The sequence below is a fragment of the Paenibacillus sp. FSL M7-0134 genome, from assembly GCF_038007865.1.
Classification (GTDB): domain Bacteria; phylum Bacillota; class Bacilli; order Paenibacillales; family Paenibacillaceae; genus Paenibacillus; species Paenibacillus polymyxa_B.
The window spans coordinates 1,556,400-1,574,201 of record NZ_JBBOXV010000002.1 but is presented as its reverse complement, the minus strand read 5'-3'; the positions used below and the strand labels follow the sequence as shown (position 1 = coordinate 1,574,201).

Annotated in this window: 17 protein-coding genes, 1 tRNA gene and 1 pseudogene; 7 read left to right on the top strand and 12 right to left on the bottom strand. The window is 46.1% G+C overall.

Annotated elements, in window-relative coordinates:
- Window positions 1-32: 32 nt before the first annotated feature.
- The 3 genes and pseudogenes from NSQ58_RS22880 to NSQ58_RS22870 form a co-directional block, all read right to left on the bottom strand.
- Window positions 33-182: pseudogene (locus NSQ58_RS22880) on the bottom strand (macro domain-containing protein); the annotation flags it as partial.
- A 62-nt stretch (window positions 183-244) separates the two neighbouring features.
- Window positions 245-637, bottom strand: coding sequence for a hypothetical protein (locus NSQ58_RS22875; protein WP_023988064.1), 393 nt, complete (start codon window positions 635-637; stop codon window positions 245-247).
- A gap of 21 nt (window positions 638-658) precedes the next feature.
- Window positions 659-1,246, bottom strand: a complete 588-nt coding sequence (locus NSQ58_RS22870) for a TetR/AcrR family transcriptional regulator (protein WP_023988063.1) — start codon at window positions 1,244-1,246, stop codon at window positions 659-661.
- Window positions 1,247-1,441: 195 nt separating this feature from the next.
- Between NSQ58_RS22870 and NSQ58_RS22865 the strand changes: the two genes are divergently transcribed.
- On the top strand, window positions 1,442-2,677 hold the full coding sequence (locus NSQ58_RS22865) for an MFS transporter (protein WP_023988062.1): 1,236 nt from the start codon (window positions 1,442-1,444) through the stop codon (window positions 2,675-2,677).
- Window positions 2,678-2,763: 86 nt separating this feature from the next.
- On the opposite strand, the gene NSQ58_RS22860 is transcribed toward NSQ58_RS22865, so the two are convergent.
- The 4 genes from NSQ58_RS22860 to fabF all read right to left on the bottom strand — a co-directional run bounded on the left by NSQ58_RS22860 (window position 2,764) and on the right by fabF (window position 6,462).
- Entirely contained in the window at window positions 2,764-3,504 is a 741-nt protein-coding gene (locus NSQ58_RS22860; protein ID WP_028542800.1) for a zinc ribbon domain-containing protein, read from the bottom strand.
- Window positions 3,505-3,598: 94 nt separating this feature from the next.
- Window positions 3,599-4,555, bottom strand: a complete 957-nt coding sequence (locus tag NSQ58_RS22855; RefSeq protein ID WP_053326550.1) for a helix-turn-helix transcriptional regulator — start codon at window positions 4,553-4,555, stop codon at window positions 3,599-3,601.
- Window positions 4,556-4,575: 20 nt separating this feature from the next.
- Entirely contained in the window at window positions 4,576-5,100 is a 525-nt protein-coding gene (locus NSQ58_RS22850; protein ID WP_237449170.1) for a GNAT family N-acetyltransferase, read from the bottom strand.
- Between the two features lie 123 nt (window positions 5,101-5,223).
- Window positions 5,224-6,462, bottom strand: a complete 1,239-nt coding sequence (fabF, locus tag NSQ58_RS22845) for a beta-ketoacyl-ACP synthase II (protein ID WP_023988058.1) — start codon at window positions 6,460-6,462, stop codon at window positions 5,224-5,226.
- A gap of 163 nt (window positions 6,463-6,625) precedes the next feature.
- Between fabF and NSQ58_RS22840 the strand changes: the two genes are divergently transcribed.
- The 4 genes from NSQ58_RS22840 (at window position 6,626) to NSQ58_RS22825 (ending at window position 11,682) form a co-directional block, all read left to right on the top strand.
- Entirely contained in the window at window positions 6,626-7,465 is an 840-nt protein-coding gene (locus tag NSQ58_RS22840; protein ID WP_023988057.1) for a helix-turn-helix transcriptional regulator, read from the top strand.
- 135 nt (window positions 7,466-7,600) lie between these two features.
- On the top strand, window positions 7,601-9,415 hold the full coding sequence (locus NSQ58_RS22835) for a DEAD/DEAH box helicase (protein WP_053325175.1): 1,815 nt from the start codon (window positions 7,601-7,603) through the stop codon (window positions 9,413-9,415).
- Between the two features lies 1 nt (window position 9,416).
- On the top strand, window positions 9,417-10,367 hold the full coding sequence (locus NSQ58_RS22830) for a YqhG family protein (RefSeq protein WP_341058247.1): 951 nt from the start codon (window positions 9,417-9,419) through the stop codon (window positions 10,365-10,367).
- A 58-nt stretch (window positions 10,368-10,425) separates the two neighbouring features.
- Window positions 10,426-11,682, top strand: coding sequence for a hypothetical protein (locus tag NSQ58_RS22825; protein WP_341058244.1), 1,257 nt, complete (start codon window positions 10,426-10,428; stop codon window positions 11,680-11,682).
- Window positions 11,683-11,781: 99 nt separating this feature from the next.
- Here NSQ58_RS22825 and NSQ58_RS22820 read toward each other — a convergent pair whose 3' ends face one another.
- Window positions 11,782-11,973 carry a YqzE family protein gene (locus tag NSQ58_RS22820; RefSeq protein ID WP_023988052.1) on the bottom strand — a complete coding sequence of 64 codons (192 nt, stop codon included), beginning with the start codon at window positions 11,971-11,973 and terminating at the stop codon, window positions 11,782-11,784.
- Between the two features lie 290 nt (window positions 11,974-12,263).
- Between NSQ58_RS22820 and NSQ58_RS22815 the strand changes: the two genes are divergently transcribed.
- Window positions 12,264-13,025: an N-acetylmuramoyl-L-alanine amidase gene (locus NSQ58_RS22815; RefSeq protein WP_340958385.1), complete on the top strand. Its 762-nt coding sequence runs from the start codon at window positions 12,264-12,266 to the stop codon at window positions 13,023-13,025.
- On the opposite strand, the gene NSQ58_RS22810 is transcribed toward NSQ58_RS22815, so the two are convergent.
- The 3 genes from NSQ58_RS22810 to NSQ58_RS22800 all read right to left on the bottom strand — a co-directional run bounded on the left by NSQ58_RS22810 (window position 13,000) and on the right by NSQ58_RS22800 (window position 15,483).
- On the bottom strand, window positions 13,000-13,935 hold the full coding sequence (locus tag NSQ58_RS22810; RefSeq protein ID WP_341058242.1) for a divergent polysaccharide deacetylase family protein: 936 nt from the start codon (window positions 13,933-13,935) through the stop codon (window positions 13,000-13,002). The two genes, NSQ58_RS22815 and NSQ58_RS22810, sit on opposite strands and share 26 nt — an antisense overlap.
- A 125-nt stretch (window positions 13,936-14,060) precedes the next feature.
- Window positions 14,061-14,573, bottom strand: coding sequence for a peptide-methionine (S)-S-oxide reductase MsrA (gene msrA, locus NSQ58_RS22805; protein ID WP_341058240.1), 513 nt, complete (start codon window positions 14,571-14,573; stop codon window positions 14,061-14,063).
- A 70-nt stretch (window positions 14,574-14,643) separates the two neighbouring features.
- Window positions 14,644-15,483, bottom strand: a complete 840-nt coding sequence (locus NSQ58_RS22800) for a MerR family transcriptional regulator (protein WP_341058238.1) — start codon at window positions 15,481-15,483, stop codon at window positions 14,644-14,646.
- Window positions 15,484-15,619: 136 nt separating this feature from the next.
- Here NSQ58_RS22800 and NSQ58_RS22795 point away from each other — a divergent pair, with 136 nt between their 5' ends.
- Complete coding sequence (locus NSQ58_RS22795) at window positions 15,620-17,119, top strand: MFS transporter (RefSeq protein WP_028542809.1); 1,500 nt, start codon at window positions 15,620-15,622, stop codon at window positions 17,117-17,119.
- Between the two features lie 424 nt (window positions 17,120-17,543).
- On the opposite strand, the gene NSQ58_RS22790 is transcribed toward NSQ58_RS22795, so the two are convergent.
- Window positions 17,544-17,627, bottom strand: a tRNA-Leu gene (locus tag NSQ58_RS22790).
- Between the last annotated feature and the right edge of the window lie 175 nt (window positions 17,628-17,802).

Sequence of the window (17,802 nt, the reverse complement as noted above, 5' to 3'; positions counted from 1 at the left end):
CCCTAATTTCCACGCATGTATTCTCTCATTCAGCTGATATTCGGAAAGGCAATGCTTCGTGCATTCAGTTCTAAAGCTAATTGGAGTGCATTATGGTAGCATTTCGCCAATAGCTCCTCTTCCCGATGGTCGCCACCATTCCACACAGGACCGACAGTATGAATAACATATTCAGCATACAGTCACGTTTAATAGTTCAATTTGGGTATCCATTGATCCTGCTCCTCTTCTAAAAATCAACCGTTTATATAGTCATCTTATAGTCTCCACAGGCAATTTCTACTATATCGTCATAGGTTTTCAGCATAAGGTGCTTTAGATTTTTCCCCCGTGCACTTGCTATTGTAGCCAATAACGGCGTATCTGTAAGCTCATCAAAGCTGCTGCCCTGCGTATATTCCCGATCAGACAGGTGCAAAGCAACGTCCAGTTCAATCATGTTGAAGTAGTAGACTTCTGTGAATATCAGTTCGTAGGGCACAAAACCATCTGTTGCTTCCGCTGCCAGCCCCCCATTAATCTCTCCCTTCAAAACTAGCTCCTTCTTCGAATAATTCATATGCACATGGTCCAAATAGATCGCATCTCGTCCATACAATGCTCCAATCGGGGTTTGAACAGCCTTTATCTGTGGCATCCCTGCTTCTTCCCTTCATCTCTATTTCCCATCCAGTAATATAAGTAAAGTCGCAACCGCCTGATCTACAAAAGAGCGCGCTGGACGTGATTTCATCATCACGGTAATCCCGATTAACAAAGAGACCATCGTATGGGCCAGAGCTCGTGCGTCCATGCTAGCCTCCAGCTCTCCTGATCGTATACCGCGCTCAAGGGTTTCCTGAAAGACGGCAGAAAGATACATCTGATGTTCTCTGGTTAAAATTTCAAATCTTTCATCATGAGGGGCTAATTCTACCATCGTATTGATACAAAAGCATCCCCTATTAGGCCCATCCTCGTACTCTTCTGCCACAATTCCTCCAAAAAAATTGTAAAACGCTTCTTTTACAGAAGAATTGCTTTGTAGTCTAGAGCGTACATAAGCAGCGTGGGATTGCGTATATTTGCGCAGCGCGGCTTCGAATAATTGCTTCTTGTCTCCAAAAGCAGCGTAAATGCTAGGGCGCTGAATTCCCATTTTGGAGGTTAAATCGCTTAAAGATGTAGCCTCGAATCCTTTTTCCCAAAAAATTTGCATCGCTGCATTCAACGCTTGATCTTCATCAAATTCCCGTGGTCGAACCATAAGCAGCTCCTTCTTTTCATATCGTTCAGTATATTAAGATTGTATGATCAGGAAAAGAAACTGTCAAATATGTACATGATAAACTCTTGACATTTTATATTTGCACGAGTTATATTGACCTAAATTCATTACATACCAATCGGTATATTATACTCAACGGTATGTAAATTACAGAAAGCGACGTGGTATGTGAAAATGAAGACGTCAGAAGAAAAAGCGGTACTCCTCCCTCATCAAAAGGTAGCAAATGCTGCCGAAACAGCCCCCATTCCCTCCTTGTCCCGATCTGTGGCACTCTTGTTTGCCATAGCCTGCGGGCTGGCTGTCGCTAACATTTACTATGCACAGCCATTGCTGGATGCGCTGGCAAACGAATTTGGCATTACGCACTCATCGGTAGGCATGGTCATTACCATCACGCAAATTTGTTATGCGTTGGGATTATTGCTGCTCGTCCCGCTTGGCGATCTTTTGAATCGACGACGACTGATTACAGGGCAAATGCTGCTATCCGTGCTGGCACTAATCGTGGTTAGCTTTGCTCCTACCCGTACAATACTGCTTATGGGAATGGCAATGATTGGACTGCTGGCTGTAGTCACTCAAACACTCGTGGCTTTCGCCTCTACCTTGGCTAATCCGACTGAACGTGGGCGTATCGTAGGTCTGGTGACCAGTGGAGTCGTTATCGGCATTCTGCTGGCACGAACCGTGGCCGGTGTATTAACTGATCTGGCAGGCTGGCGTTCAGTTTACCTTGTTTCTGCTATACTTACGCTGTTTATGGCTGTAGCTCTGTTGCGGGTGTTGCCAAAGAACGAACCCACAAGTGTGACACTTTCCTATCCGCAACTGCTCCGCTCGGTTATCGTACTGTTCGTGCAAGAACGAATTCTGCGTATTCGTGCTGTCCTTGCGCTGCTCATTTTTACGGCGTTCAGCATATTGTGGACTTCGCTTGTGTTACCTCTCAGTGCCCCGCCTCTATCTCTTTCACATACAGCCATCGGAGCCTTTGGCCTGGCTGGAGTCGCCGGGGCATTAGCAGCAGCACGAGCAGGGCGTCTTGCCGATCAGGGCTTGGGACAACGGACGACGGGTATCGCACTAGTTGTATTGCTGCTATCCTGGTTACCTATCCGCTACACCGAGCATTCTCTGTTCGCTTTAGTTCTTGGCGTAATACTTTTGGATTTGGCCGTACAGGCTGTACATGTCACCAACCAAAGCCTGATTTTCAATGTTCGCCCTGAGGCACGGAGCCGACTTACTGCAGGCTACATGATATTTTATTCCATCGGTAGCGCCACCGGGGCCATTGCTTCCACTCATATGTACATCTATGCCGGATGGAACGGGGTGTGTCTATTAGGAGCTGGTGTCAGTGCTCTGGCTCTCATCTTTTGGGCTGTAACTCGACGTTCAACTTGATGGGGAGACTGCTATTGATTGAATCAGAAAAAACCGCTTGGTCCACAATAATGGCCAGGCGGTTCTCTTCTGTCACGACAAAATCATCACTTGATTGCAATATAAATCAAAACAGGTTCATCTGGACTGCCATACACTTCAAAATCACCTGTGTATGTCCGCTCCCCTTGTCCCATGGCAGCCCACTCCCAAATCGTCTGCCATACACGGAAGACAGAAGAAGGTTCCTGAGTTGCCTGAAAAATAGCATAGCGTGCAGCCGGAATGACAAGTTCTTCAAGATCGTCAGGAGTCTGGAAATCAACAGCCACTTCCTTCCCGATAAAAAATGTATACTCGCCCAAAGCTCCATTTTCATAGTCAGTATAGCAACCATAGACAGAAGCATGTCCTGCTTTTTCCTTTATCCGACCAGGCACGTCCTCACTCCAAAAACGTTCCCACATGTTTGGAATGATCCCGTGAGATGTTTGTTCATTCTGATTACTTGTACGTGCTTTCAACCCAATCAAACGGATCTCACCTCGATATTCTTCCCGAATGGGTCCATCCAGTGTAAGCCCCGTATCCTCTGAGGACCGCCATCGTTTCAAAAACGGCAGGTAATTACGCAGCATCGAAGTCGCTTCTTCTTCCTGCATCCCCTTCTCTACCAGGAAAGGCACAGACTGCTGAATCATTCCCTCCATAGTCAATTCAGGCTGTACAAATTCGCCTTCCTTGTAACAATACTTGCAATACTCATCCGTTTTATGATGTTGTGCATCCGTTCCATATTGGTCCTCATGCTCCAACGGCATCCCGCAACTTTGACAAGCTTTATCCATCCTCGTAAATCCCCTTTCGCTAACTGATATCAGGTATGCCACCAGTATAACGAAACAAACCTGACAACTATGGGTCAGGTTTGTTTTACTTAATCTAAGATGATTCCCGAACTTCTTCATAATTAGACGCAATACTCAGCGCCATCTTATGAATCTTGTCTCGCAAATGGGCTGGTTCCTTGACAACCACATCCGGTCCCAGGCTTAAAATAAATCCGTACGCCCATGCATCCTCGGGAAACGGGACCGAAACCGTGTAGATCCCTTCCTCCTGCTCGGTCAATGCTTCTACGCCAAACCAGTCCTCCGCCAAATGCCTTGAATTACGGTTAAATTGTAGCGTAAATGGTTGTACGGCTCTGGATGCCTCCATCCGTCCCTCATTCCACGGCAGCACTTCATAAGAAAGGTCCCTGCGAGCAAAAACTGTCTCTGTAACCACAGGGTCACTCATGCGGGAGAGTTTGAATAGACGAAACTGCTCCCTATCGGGACAATACGCATATACAAACCATTGTTGTCCTTTCAGAACGAGCGTATGCGGTTCAACATTTCGTTCCGTTATGGCTCCTTCCGCATTTCGATAGGTAAAAGCGACAGTACGCGCTTGGCTCATTGCTTCTTTCACCTTTTTCAATTTGCCTTCCTGTGCAGCTTGATTTCCCCATCCCGAATGATCGACGATAAACTGTGTGGTACGGACACTAAATCGCTCTTTCCCGGACTCCGGCATAATACTTTCAAATTTATGAAGTAACCGCGACACATTTGGGCTGCCCAACGTCGAGGACAAACTCTGCAGCCCCATCACAATGTCCTTGACATCGTTATCCGTCAGCATACTGCGATCCAAACGGTATCCTTCCATCAGACCGATTCCCCCATTGGCTCCCTGATAAGTCACCACCGGAATACCTGCCATACTAATCGCTTCAATATCTCTATAGATCGTCCGGATCGAAACCTCATATAAATCAGCCAGTTCCTTCGCTTGTACTCTATTTTTCTTTAGCAGCAAAATGACGATAGAAAGCAATCGGTCAATTTTCATTTTTTCAAAACCTTTCACCCTTAGTAAAAATAAGCCATGAGTTCCTCATTATATTCCTGTCCGTGATATTCTAAAGCATTCTTTTCTATACCATAGGTTTCAAATCCCAACTTCCTATACAGCTTAACAGCAGCTTGATTGGTAGTTACCACACTCAGGTTAATTTGCTTCAAACCTTCCAATTTTCTACCTTGGCTGATGACTTCCAATAAAAGTTTTTTAGCGATCCCCTGACCTCGGTAGGTCGATGGTACATAAACTCCCCAAATCGTTCCTTTATGCTGCGTTTTTATTTTTTGTTCTCTTCTAAACCCAGTCATACCAGCTAGCTGATGATCCTTTGTAAATGCACCAAGTATGTAATGATCTCGTTTATTTTGTATCTGCTTCACCACATCAGATAATGGAACTCTTGCAGCTTCCTCATAGGAGGTTCCAAAAGCTTCAGGGTTCATTTGCAGGGCTTCCAGTCTCAAATTCCAATACGCTTCAGCGTCTGCTGATTGTATGTTCCTGATTAAAATCATGGTTTCACGTCCCTCCAAATGTTTTCCTTCATCTTACTCTATCTTTTATCTAAAATGAATCTGTTATTCTTCGATTAAAATAACCTCAGGTGCTCTATCCAGCCGGATAGAATGCCTGAGGTTTCAATAACTCCTTACAAATTATGACTCGTAGCGCTTCAGCACAATAACCGCATTATGACCACCGAAGCCGAAAGAATTAGATAGCCCAATATTTAGTGGAACCTTGCGCGCTTCGTGAGGCACATAATCCAGATCGCAAGCAGGGTCTGGATTATCCAGATGCATCGTTGGCGGAATGATACCTTCCCGCAGGGATTGTACAAGCGCAATCGCTTCGACACCGCCCGCAGCCCCCAGCATATGACCCAGCATGGACTTATTCGCAGTAACCGGAATCTGATAGGCATAATCACCAAAAAGCTTGTGGATTGCAAGGGTCTCAGCGACATCCCCGACAGACGTACTCGTCGCGTGGGCGCTAATCACGTCCACTTCCTCAGGGGAGATGTGAGCCGAACGAAGGGCCGCTTTCATCGCCAAGTAAGCTCCGGTTCCTTCGGGATGCGGTGCAACCATGTGATAAGCATCCGAACTGGCTCCATAACCGATGACCTCACCATAGATTTCCGCACCACGTCGGATAGCGTGTTCCAGTGACTCCAGTACCAGAATACCTGCACCTTCGCTCATGACAAAGCCGTCCCGATTCTGATCAAAAGGTCGACTTGCTATAGAAGGCTCCTCGTTACGTGTGGACAAGGCAGTCGCATTAGCGAAACTCGCCAAGGCCAATCTAGTCACCGCCGCTTCAGCCCCACCGGCAAAAATGACATCCGCATCTCCTGTACGAATCGTCCGAAACGCCTCTCCAATTGCTGTATTCCCAATAGAGCAAGCCGTCACGGGTGAAAGCGTAGGTCCCATCGCTCCAAACGCGATACTAATTTGAGCAGCAGCCATATTCGAGATCATCATAGGTACCAGCGTTGGGCTAACTCTACCCGGCCCACGATGTAGCAGCACATCTACATTGTCCACCAACGTATCCAAACCGCCGACTCCCGATCCCACATAAACACCGACACGCTCCAAATCGGTGTGATCCAGTTCCAGACCGGAATCCTTGAGTGCTTGCTCTGCCGCATATAATGCAAACTGAGTAAACCGATCCATTCGTCTAGCATCTTTACGTCCCCATTGCTTTTCTGCATCAAAATCCTGTACCAGTCCAGCAATTTGTGCTTTCAAATCGGACACATCGAATGTATCAATTTTACGTATACCTGAATTGCCTTCCAGCAAATTCTTCCACAACGTGTCCACTTCATTACCCAGTGGGGAAACGACACCCATACCTGTTATCACTACTCTTTGCATAAGCTATTCATTCCTCCTGCTCGGTGACTTACTTATAATCCTCATTTTAACCTCGTCTTATCCTATTACAAGTGTTTGTTTATCCTGGTATAATGAACACTACTATAGTAAACGCCTTATTTGCTCACTTCGGATATACCCATTGAATGGAGAGAAAATACCTATGAAAACGGAAGCACGTCTGGAAGCACTGTCTGTTTTTCTAAAAACAAAAAGAGCCCGCCTACACCCACATATGGTCGGTCTCCCCCAAGGATCACGTCGCAGAACACCAGGCTTGCGCAGAGAAGAAGTCGCTCAGCTGGCAGGTGTCAGTACGACTTGGTATACCTGGCTGGAGCAAGGACGAGATATTAAGGTGTCCGCCTCTGTGTTGGATGCTATTGCTGCCGCATTGCAGTTGAACACAGACGAGCGCAAATATTTGTATGATTTGGCGATCGAAGCCGGGTCTCACAGCCTTCCTGCTCCTGCAGAGCAAGCCGTCATTTCCCCCTCTCTGCAAAAGATCGTACAAGAGCTCCACTACTGCCCTGCTATTATTTCAGATCGGCGCTGTCATATTGTCGGCTGGAACGCCGCTGCTGCTCATGTTTTTATGGATTTTGCCGAGCTACCCCATGAGCAACGCAATATGATTGAACTGCTATTCACCAAAAAGGAGTTTAAAAGTCTAGCCGTGAACTGGGAACACTTTGTAAAGGGGTTCCTTGCTATTTTCCGCGCTTATTACGGGCAATACGTGACAGACCCCTGGTATGCACAATTTATACAAAATATGAGCCAGGCCTACCCAGAGTTTAACGAGCTTTGGAATCAGAGTGAAGTAAGCTCCGCACCGGAGGTGCTCATTGAATTTCGTCATGCCAAGGCTGGCAAAATGCTATTTGACCTGACTTCTCTTCAGGTACAAGGCAGTGTTGATCTCCGTTGTAGCATTTACACCCCCAATGCGCAAACCTCTACGGAAAGTAAACTCCAAAAGTTAATGGAAGGCAGCTAAAGGATTTCATCCCTCCTGTTATGAAGATATCTTTTTCCGTCCATACTACATCTACGATCTGTGCTAAATAGATGCCACATATGTGACAGAACCAAGAGCTTCAACTGTGCTACTACCAGGAGGGAGGGAATCATCATGAAAGCCAAATCGACAAGTTCCCCGCATATACACAATCAAGCGCCACTGCCTGTTCCGGTGCAATTTGATCGAAGCTGGCAGGATGAGCTGGACCAACGCCTACGCAAAGGTGGCCCTTGGGGAGATTGGAATCTGTATCAGCTGGCCATTGAGGCTGAAAAAGCCAAGCTGGTGCCGAGCTTCGATGAGCTTCAATGTCTACAGCATTTGCAAGACCTCACTCCACTACCCCATCAGCTGGATACCGCTCGGAAGGTACTGTTTCAAATGTCCGGACGTGCCATTCTTGCCGATGAAGTCGGCCTAGGCAAAACGATCGAAGCTGGAATGATCCTAAAAGAATATCTGGTTCGCGGGCTGGCTTCCAAAGTGCTTATTCTTGTACCCGCATCCCTGGTCCTACAATGGGTGCGTGAGCTGAACAGCAAATTCGGTATTCCCGCTGTCGCCCAGAAGAAAGCGTATTCTTGGTCTTCCGAGGTCGTCGTGGCCTCTATGGATACCGCCAAGCGGGAGCCCCATAGTAACATCCTGCTAGATACCGATTATGACCTGCTCATTATAGACGAGGCTCACAAGCTGAAAAATAAAAAGACATCCAACTACCAGTTTATTATGAAGCTGCGTAAAAAATATTGTTTGCTCCTGACAGCAACACCTGTACAAAACGATCTGTCTGAGCTGTTTAACCTGATTACACTGCTCAAGCCCGGTCAATTGGGAAGACATGGCGATTTTTCAGCCAACTTTGTTGTAGATAAGCGTCTGCCTAAAAATGAAGATCAGCTCAAGGATGAGCTGTCTAAAGTTATGATCCGCAATCGTCGCGGAGAAGGCCCGGTTCAATTCACCAAACGAAATGTTTCTAACATTCACTTGGAACTTTCGCCGGAAGAGCAAGCGCTGTACGATGGGGTGACCTCTTTTGTCAAAGAGCAATACCAGGCGAATGGCGGAAATTTAAGTAGCATGCTGTCTCTCGTCACCCTTCAACGGGAAGTGTGCAGCAGCCGGGACGCTGTGTTCGTGACGCTGGTCAATTTATCCAAAAAGATGGCCCCAGACTCTCCTCTACGCGATCGTGTCTGGGATTTGGTTGCACACATTAAAGCGATCAAGGCCAATTCCAAAGCAGAAAAAGCGCTTGAGCTTATCCGTCAGATGAACGAAAAAGTGATCATTTTTACAGAATACCGAGCCACACAGGAGTATTTGCTGAACTATTTCCGTGACCGTGGCCTATCTGCTGTTCCTTACCGAGGCGGCATGAACCGTGGACGCAAGGATTGGATGATGGATCTGTTCCGTGGGCGCATTCAGGTCATGATTGCCACCGAAGCGGGTGGTGAAGGCATTAACCTGCAATTTTGTCACCATATGATTAACTTCGATTTACCGTGGAATCCCATGCGCGTGGAGCAGCGGATCGGACGGGTACATCGACTTGGACAGACGCATGATGTTAATATTTTTAACTTGTCCACAACTGGAACGATTGAGGAGCATATCCTGCATCTGCTGCATGAAAAGATAAATATGTTTGAGATGGTCATTGGCGGATTGGACGTTATTCTGGAGAAGTTTGAGAAGAAAGAATCCATTGAAAAAAGTTTGTATAAAATTATGCTTGAATCCAGTAGCGATGATGAAATTCGCAAAAAAATGCAAAATCTGGGTCACTCGCTGGATTCCATCAAACAGGAAATGGAACAACTGCGCACAGACCAGCCAAACACCGAGGATTTATTAGGCTTAGCAGGCAATACGGTTCCTCCGGGCAAAGCTCGACGCAGTGTGAAGGGAGGTCGCTAGTTTGACCATGAATGCACAGCAAGTCCAGCGCTTTGTCCACACCTATCTGGAAGCTACCGGATGTAGTGTCATCGAGAGGTCGCCCCACCATGTAACCGTCAAGCTTTCTCCAGAAGCGGATAAAGCCCTAACAAACCGCCCCTACTATTGGGGATACGTAGAGCGTACTGGCGTTCCAGCGCAGACGATGTCCTTCACTTTCATCTTTGATGGGGAAGCCTATCGCACAGAACAGGAACGTTTAGCGGATCATACGCCACCAACTCCAGCATCAGGCAACGCAGCACAGGATCAGGTCATGGGGCGTTACTTCGGTCATGTACCGACGTTACCACAATTGGGACCTGGACGTATTTTGCAGGAGGAGCTTCGATATGGAAGCCGTCGGCTGCATCAAATTTTTGAAGCCGCACGGGATGGAGGGAAATATGTTTATTTGTTTGAGCAGCCTGATGCCCGTCAGCTGTCTGCCCGCTCTCCCGTAGTCTATGAAGCTTGGCTCAGCATTTGCTATAAGATTGAATTCGCCTGCGATTTGAAGCGTGAGGAACTTCAGTGGCTAGGTATTTCGCTCAAAAACGGCACCATTGTAACCGATTTTGGCGCCATGCTCGAAACCCGGCAGCTCAGCCCGCTGCTGGCGGGCAATATGCATGTACAGCCTGCCAAGCTGTCTGTCCCTGAAGCTTCCACCTCGCTTGAAAGCTATCTTACCGAACAGCTCCGTCAGCAAGATTATGATTGGGCTGAGCAGGCGAGGGAACGATTGCGTGAGGAATTGGAGGTTATTGACCATTACTACGATGATCTAATCAAGGAGCAGAAAGAGGAAGAGGATAAAAAAGAGGCCATTTCAGAGCAGTATCAAGCCCGCCGTAAAGAAATGGTATGGCAATATGAGCCAAAGGTACTCGTATCCGCCATTAACTGCGGGATATTTCATCTGCGGTAACCGATATCTCTCGCTCCTTCGCAGGAAAGTTGCAGAGGTATCGTCAGCTTGTAACATCTTGCTTCAGCCTACATCAGTTTCCGCTGCTGTAACCACAAGTTTGGTTAAACATGTCTCCTATGTATCGACAGCAAAAAACGAACCTGGATACGACATTTATGCCGACAAGGTGCAGCAGTCTTTTTATCGGACAGGCTGTATGCTGGATAAAAAAGAATGCCTCCGTCGGGCAATCAAGCCGACAGAAAGGTGGATTACATTGAATAAGAGTCATTCCGGGCACTATAGCATAGGTATGATCGCAGCTGTTCTGATCGGCCTGTCCGCAGTCTGTCCGTTCACTTCCATTCATGCGGCTCCCTCAGCCGCACAAGGCAACAATTTAAACTCGGTGTCTCTCTACAACGAAAGCTCGTGGGTTCCTCCATTGAATTCCACGAGTCCTATTCCCCCTTCCCCAGGTGACGTTTCAGCAAGTTTTCCTACTGAGGAGCAAGGCGTGCCCGCAGACGTAAAACAGACTGCGGACAACACGGTACAATCCCTATCATCGCAGCCCCCTTTTGCCTCGTGGAAAGATGCTGAGCTTAGCTATCATCCGCTCGGACCTGGAACCCATAGTTGGCTTGTTCAAGTAAACCGTGCGGGAGAATACATCGGCTACCTGATTATCGGCTCAGACTCCAATGGCGCATATCAACTCAACGAATACGGGAATGGTCCGGGCGGGCCTTATAGTATGGCTGTACTTCGTCAATCCCTGGTGTCGCTCACAGATACTGATCTTTCATCTATCGACAAGCTGCAAATCACACCTATGTATGAGGAACCGCTACTAGCCTACTGGCTGGTGCGTTCCTCTACAGGCAGCGAAATATGTATTGATGCTGTGACTGGCGATCCGTTACCTGTAGAAGTGGCAGATGGGAGTTGGAAACATAAGCTCCAGAACAACGCATTCTCTTCATCTGTACCCTTTTTGAAAACAAAGGCGCAAGCGGTTACGGTCTCGTCTGCTCCTTTTGATCCCTATGACGATCTGGGTTGGCTTCAACCCAAGCAAAAACTTTCTGTCCGTAACACAGCCCAATTTATGGATACACTGAGTATTTCACCGCGTATTATATTTTCTGCCACAGGTATCAATTTTGCCTTTGGAGGTCCCTTATCCATTAGTGGGTATCAGTCCTGGATATCCCCAGACCATCCGTCCCAACCCAATTTATATGCGTTAACCTACCATCATGGACTGTCCCGATTTGTACCCTTAAAACAGTTATTGTCAGCTGGTGAATTTTATCGTTTGGACTCTTAGTTATTAAGAAACACGCAAAATGATTCGGAATGATCCCTACAACACAAAAAGAGACCTCAAATGGCATCCCCTATGCCTCTTGTGGTCTCTTTGGCGAGTTTAATGTCGCTCTCTTCGTTCTCTGCGTGTGGATTTCATCCACATTTTCAGAGCCAGAGGCAACATACCAAACCATTTGCTCACCCACGGCTCTCTGGCTTGTTTTTGACTGCGTCGAACATCACGCGGCGTTTCCATATAGCGAACAATTCGCTGCGTAATATACGTCACCAGTTCGTCACTCTTCGCCATCCTCCATGACCTCCTCAATTCTGCCCCTATCATGTCCATTCACATTGCCTGAAAATATCGGATTTACACGTTAGGTGAAGATACAACTAGCTTGCTCATTTTCCAAAATGTCTAACCCCTGCGAGAATAACTATGCATGGTTTCCCTTAAATGGAACATACTATCTTCAACATAACAGTTGCCTCAAGGCTAATTGTTATGTTTGAAGGCAGCTAAGCTGCTTTAGGTTTGATGTCTGTTATGCATGGTTTTTCAGTAAACAATCAATTCGTCCACTGGAGGAATAGAACGTGCGGAATAAAAAGTTAAACAAGATATGGCTGACAGGGCTGGGGTTGAGTCTATGCATCCTTTGCAGTGCTGTATTTGCCCCATTTACCTATACAGCTGCTCAGCCCGACGAGAAAAGTAACGAACCGAACAAGTATAGAGAGGGTCCATCCAACGTACATTCGTCCTATCACGCTTTTGCCAAGCCCGTTGTCCTGATTGATGTAGGCCATGGCGGTGTGGATGGTGGAACAAGTCACAAAGGGCTTTTGGAAAAAGATATCAATCTCGCCATTGCTCAAAAGCTGTACTTGATCTTACGCTCCCAGGGTTACCCTGCTGTCCTAAACCGGGACAAGGACTACGCACTGAGTGACGATAACCGTTGGTTGCAGTCCAAATCCCGGCACCTTAAAGACCTGGCTCAACGTAAAAGTCTAACAGAACAACTGCCCACCGCTTTGGTTGTAAGCCTGCATGTCAATTGGACCAAACGTACCGAAAAACGTGGACCCATTGTGCTGTATCAGGATGAAGGCAGCAGCTATCTGTTGGCTGAACGGATTCAGCATTCATTAAACCGCTTATTTTGCATGAATAGAGAAACAGTGTACGGAAAACCCTTTTATCTTCTGAATAAAATCCAGCATCCCGCTGTAATTGTGGAAACCGGATTTATCAGTAACGAACAGGACAGAGCCATGCTTTCCGGGGATCGCGGTCAAAAAAGCATTGCTGAAGCTGTTGCCGAAGGCATTATTGCGCATCTGACGGCATGGTAGTGTTGGTGGCTGGGTCTCCAGTCCATCCCCATACAGCACGCACCAAATCGCTAATACCCACAAATTTGGCGTGCTCCTTTAGCTTGGGAACCGATGAATGAAGAGCCGAGGATGTATACATGCCAGACACGCCAACGTGCCCAATCGTTACGCATGTATCGTGCTCGTCCAGCCACTCAACCACTTTTGTAAGTTGCCGATTCACATGAGCGAGTGTATGGACATCATCCAGGAAAATATCATTGCGTACCGGTGGCATTCCCTTTTTAGCGGCAAGTTCAGGTACCACTGACCAATAATTAGTACGGCTGTCGACAAAAAATAGTCCATGCTCCTTACAAACATCAAGAACAATAGACATAATGCGTTTATCCGAAGTGACCTTGGAACCCATGTGGTTGTTCATTCCTATCGCATAAGGAACATCCTTTATGGCTGCTGTCACCTTAGCGCGTACTTCTTCATCCGTCATATTTGCCTTAATTGCTCCGGGTCCAAGCCATTCGGGCTTTCCCTGCTTTGGTTCCATTGGAAGATGGACGATGACATCATGACCACGCTTATGCGCTTCCATAGCGTCCTGCTTGGTTGTAGGCAGGAAAGGCATCACAGCAACGGTAATCTTAACGGGTAAATTTAAAATTTGCTCAGTCCCTTTCATATTATTTCCCAGATCGTCGATAATGACGGCAACCATCTTTTGCGGCACGTCCTGTTTGTCTAATGCTTTTGCAACACCAGTACTACAGACCATGAATAACATGCATACCGAAATACAGAGTACTACGGTTCTCCGTATTTTAGAGCTTGAATGGAATACAGGTACATAAGCTGGCTCTTTCCGGCCGCGAGATGCCTTTAAAGCCTTTTTTATTATGTTTCTGATGTGTAGCTTCCGTCGTGTACTCATTGCGGGTCAGCCTCCTTCTCTGTCCCTTCATTGTGTGAGTAACCTCGTCTAAATATGTATAAGGCAGATCCATGGAATACTCCCTGATCTGCCTTATCGTGCGTAGAAACGTATATTAAAGCCGCTTACCAGTTCTTATCAATAAATTCATCACGGCCTGATTGGGCCCGATCTTCCTTATAGTGCTTCACGTTTTTCTTGTGGTAATCCTGATGATAATCCTCTGCCGGATAAAAAATAGAAGAAGGAAGAATCTCCGTTACAATTGGCTTATCAAAACGTCCACTTTGTACCAACTGCTCCTTGGACTGTTGCGCAAGCTCACGTTGCTGCTCTGTATGATAAAAAATTGCGGGTCTATACTGTGTACCCCGGTCCTGGAATTGACCTTCCCCGTCGGTAGGATCTGTTTGCGGCCAATATAATTCGAGCAGCTTTTCATAAGGAAACAGCTCAGGCTCAAAAGTAATCTGCACCACCTCGTAGTGACCTGTAGTTCCTGTTTTAACCTGCTCGTAGGTCGGATCAGGAATCGTTCCTCCAGTGTATCCTGACACAATGCCATGAATGCCCGGCTGCTCCTCAAACGGAGTCACCATACACCAGAAGCATCCACCTGCAAAAGTTGCTTTCTCCATATTTCATCCAACCTTTCAATAGCTTCAATCATAAAGTGCGTTATTTTTTATCATATCTTAAAAGATAACCTTATAAAAGAAATTTTCTCCCTTTACAAACCTCAACCGATATCCGTATTACATAGTCGTCTGGATTTTTTTCTGCGAAATAGTTGAGCAAATCCACTGCGTACGCACTCCCGCACACAGTCATCCCTTTACTCGCTATATACTCTTTTATAACGGAGTACGCTTCAGACATTGTTTCATATGATCCTCTGTGATTTAAGACAGCATAGAGGCCTTTGGGTTTGGTAACTATTCTCTCTCCCACAGTCGGAGCCTTTAGCTTATTGGCAATATAATCGGAATAATAATCCCCTGACTCAAACCGATCCTTGGATAAAATGGTCCAGATCGGAAACTCATAATCAGTAAAGTGATTTTCGCAATAATCTCGATGTTCACTTAATTTGTGAGCAAATTCCTTATCACCATCACCCTGTTCCAGTTGAGTGGCAATGAAATATTCCTCTTCACATTCTTCTATCGACGGTCCATCGTGTAACTCTCCCTTGGCTTGCTCCGTCATTTCAATGGCACCTTTCAATAGGCTTTGCATCCGTTTTATTCTAATCCGTTCCACTTCAAGGTCATGCAGTTTCTGTTTGAATAGCTCTATGAGCAGAGGAGTATTCTGATTCTCAATAAATTCCTTGATTTCCTGTAGTGAGCTACCCGCCTTCTTTAGCACATTAATAATATCAAGCGCGTAGCATTGCTGAATGGAGTAAAAACGATAGCCTTTTGAGTTTGTGAATTCTGGTTTCAAGAGCCCGATCTCATCATAATGGAACAGGGTATGTTTGGTGACTCCGCAAGTCTTGGCCAGCTCACTGGTAGTAAAGTATAGGCTGTGACTTTTTGACATAACTCATTCCTCCGTTATGTTTTAGAAGTTTTGTATGTCTATTTTATCCCGAGAATCAACACTTGACTATAGGGTAACCCTATAGATTAAGGTTTTAAATTGTAATAACTTAAATTTGTATTCACGGAGGAACAACATGTCTAAATTCAAACGCTGGTTGGTTCTAGCTATCGTATCAAGCGCTCTTTTGCTTATTGTGATGGATATGACCATCCTGTATACCGCATTGCCGAGCTTAACCCATGACCTCGGTGCATCAGCGTCAGAAAAATTATGGATTCTCAATGGCTACTCGCTCGTTATGGCCGGTCTGCTGCCAGCAATGGGAACGCTTGGGGACCGCTTGGGTTATAAAAAAATCTTTACCCTCGGGTTGCTTGTATTTGCTGCTGCTTCGCTTACTGCCGCCTTTTCCCCCGTGCCCTTTGTATTGGTGGCGTCTCGAGTTCTTCTTGCAGTCGGAGCGTCTATGATGATGCCCGCTACCTTGTCAATCATTAGGGTTACATTTACAGATGAACGCGAGCGTGGATTCGCGATCGGTATTTGGGGCTCCGTTTCTGCAGGAGGAGCAGGACTAGGTCCTATCGTCGGCGGGCTTCTTTTAGAGCATTTTTGGTGGGGTTCTGTATTTTTGATTAATTTGCCGATTGCGATCATTGCTTTTGCATTAACTCTGATTTATGTTCCAAAACATGCGGGCAATACAGAGAAAAAATGGGATCTTACCGGCTCCATCCAAATCATGATCGCCATGGTGGGACTCATCTATTCCATCAAAGAGTTTACCCGTCGTGACGGGTCTCCAATATTAGCCGTAATAGGTGCGGTTATCGGCGTCTTGGCACTTATCATCTTTATCCGTCGTCAAAATAAAAGCGCTAGCCCTCTTATTGATCTTACTTTATTTAAAATTACAAGGTTCAGCACCGGATTTATAACAGCCTTGGTGGGTGCATTTACACAGATGGGGATTCAATATATTGTAACCCAGCGTCTTCAACTGGTGGAAGGTCTGTCGCCTCTCCAAGCAGGACTGTACACGATTAGCATACCAATTGCATCTCTCATTGCCGGCCCCTTAACCGGGTCCATATTGCATCGCTATGACGTTATCCATATTAAAAGCTTCTCTCTTCTGATTGCCGGTCTGGGAATGGGCATCTATCTCACGCAATTTAATTCAGGCATGGCCGGGCAGATTCTTGGATTGGCTTTACTTGGTGTGGGTTTGGGAGCAGGTATGACAGCAGCATCTCACTCCATTATGAACTATGCCCCGGCACACAAAGCAGGCATGGCTGCATCGATTGAAGAAGTTGCCTATGAAATGGGGGGAGCATCAGGGATTGCTATCATCGGAAGCATGTCAACTCTTGCGTATTCCCTAGCTATGAAAGTCCCTACGGGACTCCACGTTCCAGCGAATGTGAAAGACAGCCTGGATGAAGCGCTCATAGCTGCAGAGGGTTTGCCTGCCCAGGCTGCAGAAGCACTGAAAGATGCGGGCCGTTCTGCTTTTGATCAATCCTTTTTTGTTATCCTTGTGGGAGTAACTGCAATTTTGGTGGTAGCTTCGCTAGTTGTCCGTTTGGCAGGGGCGCGCTCCAAGAAAAAAAGAGATGTTGAGTTTTGATACAGTTAATTCCATGTAGTTAATTCTAAACAACTGCCGCTACATCTTACGAGCGGCAGCTGTTTTATTTGTTATTTTTGAGTGCCTCCAAAAGTCTCGTATTTAGTAGATTCAATTAGGAAAATTTCGACAGCCATTGGTAAGCATATTGAGTAGATTGAACTGAAATAAGATCAAGCATGGCAAGGCTGGAAAGAAAGAGATAGAAGAGGTGAAAATATCGACTTCATAATAGAAATGGGAAAAAATCCACCGGAATGCGCTTATAAGGTCATTCCAACAGTAGACTTATTATCCTGTTCTCATAGCTTCGGAGAGATTTCTTCGACACAGGTCTTGGGTAACAACTTAAATTTTTTAAGCATACAAAAAGGTCCGCAAACTGCTATAAAAGCAATTCACAAACCTGTATATTATAAGATGATGCGGTCGAGAGGACTCGAACCTCCACGGGGGTTAGCCCACACGGACCTGAACCGTGCGCGTCTGCCAATTCCGCCACGACCGCATATATGTTGTCATATACCTCGAAAGATCTATCTTTCTTAGCGACAAGATAGATCATACCATGCTCATATCAAGATGTCAAACCTTTTATGTTTGTTAATTTCCCCTTGATAAAAAAGGAATAATAAGCTAAAATAAGAACATAAGTTCTCAGGAACGAAGGTTCTTTTTTTCAA

Coding starts and splice junctions, on each gene's coding strand:
- NSQ58_RS22875 (WP_023988064.1), bottom strand. CDS start 637: ATGCCACAGATAAAGGCTGTTCAAACCCCGATTGGAGCATTGTATGGA.
- NSQ58_RS22870 (WP_023988063.1), bottom strand. CDS start 1,246: ATGGTTCGACCACGGGAATTTGATGAAGATCAAGCGTTGAATGCAGCG.
- NSQ58_RS22865 (WP_023988062.1), top strand. CDS start 1,442: ATGAAGACGTCAGAAGAAAAAGCGGTACTCCTCCCTCATCAAAAGGTA.
- NSQ58_RS22860 (WP_028542800.1), bottom strand. CDS start 3,504: ATGGATAAAGCTTGTCAAAGTTGCGGGATGCCGTTGGAGCATGAGGAC.
- NSQ58_RS22855 (WP_053326550.1), bottom strand. CDS start 4,555: ATGAAAATTGACCGATTGCTTTCTATCGTCATTTTGCTGCTAAAGAAA.
- fabF (WP_023988058.1), bottom strand. CDS start 6,462: ATGCAAAGAGTAGTGATAACAGGTATGGGTGTCGTTTCCCCACTGGGT.
- NSQ58_RS22840 (WP_023988057.1), top strand. CDS start 6,626: ATGAAAACGGAAGCACGTCTGGAAGCACTGTCTGTTTTTCTAAAAACA.
- NSQ58_RS22835 (WP_053325175.1), top strand. CDS start 7,601: ATGAAAGCCAAATCGACAAGTTCCCCGCATATACACAATCAAGCGCCA.
- NSQ58_RS22820 (WP_023988052.1), bottom strand. CDS start 11,973: ATGGCGAAGAGTGACGAACTGGTGACGTATATTACGCAGCGAATTGTT.
- NSQ58_RS22810 (WP_341058242.1), bottom strand. CDS start 13,935: ATGAGTACACGACGGAAGCTACACATCAGAAACATAATAAAAAAGGCT.
- msrA (WP_341058240.1), bottom strand. CDS start 14,573: ATGGAGAAAGCAACTTTTGCAGGTGGATGCTTCTGGTGTATGGTGACT.
- NSQ58_RS22800 (WP_341058238.1), bottom strand. CDS start 15,483: ATGTCAAAAAGTCACAGCCTATACTTTACTACCAGTGAGCTGGCCAAG.
- NSQ58_RS22795 (WP_028542809.1), top strand. CDS start 15,620: ATGTCTAAATTCAAACGCTGGTTGGTTCTAGCTATCGTATCAAGCGCT.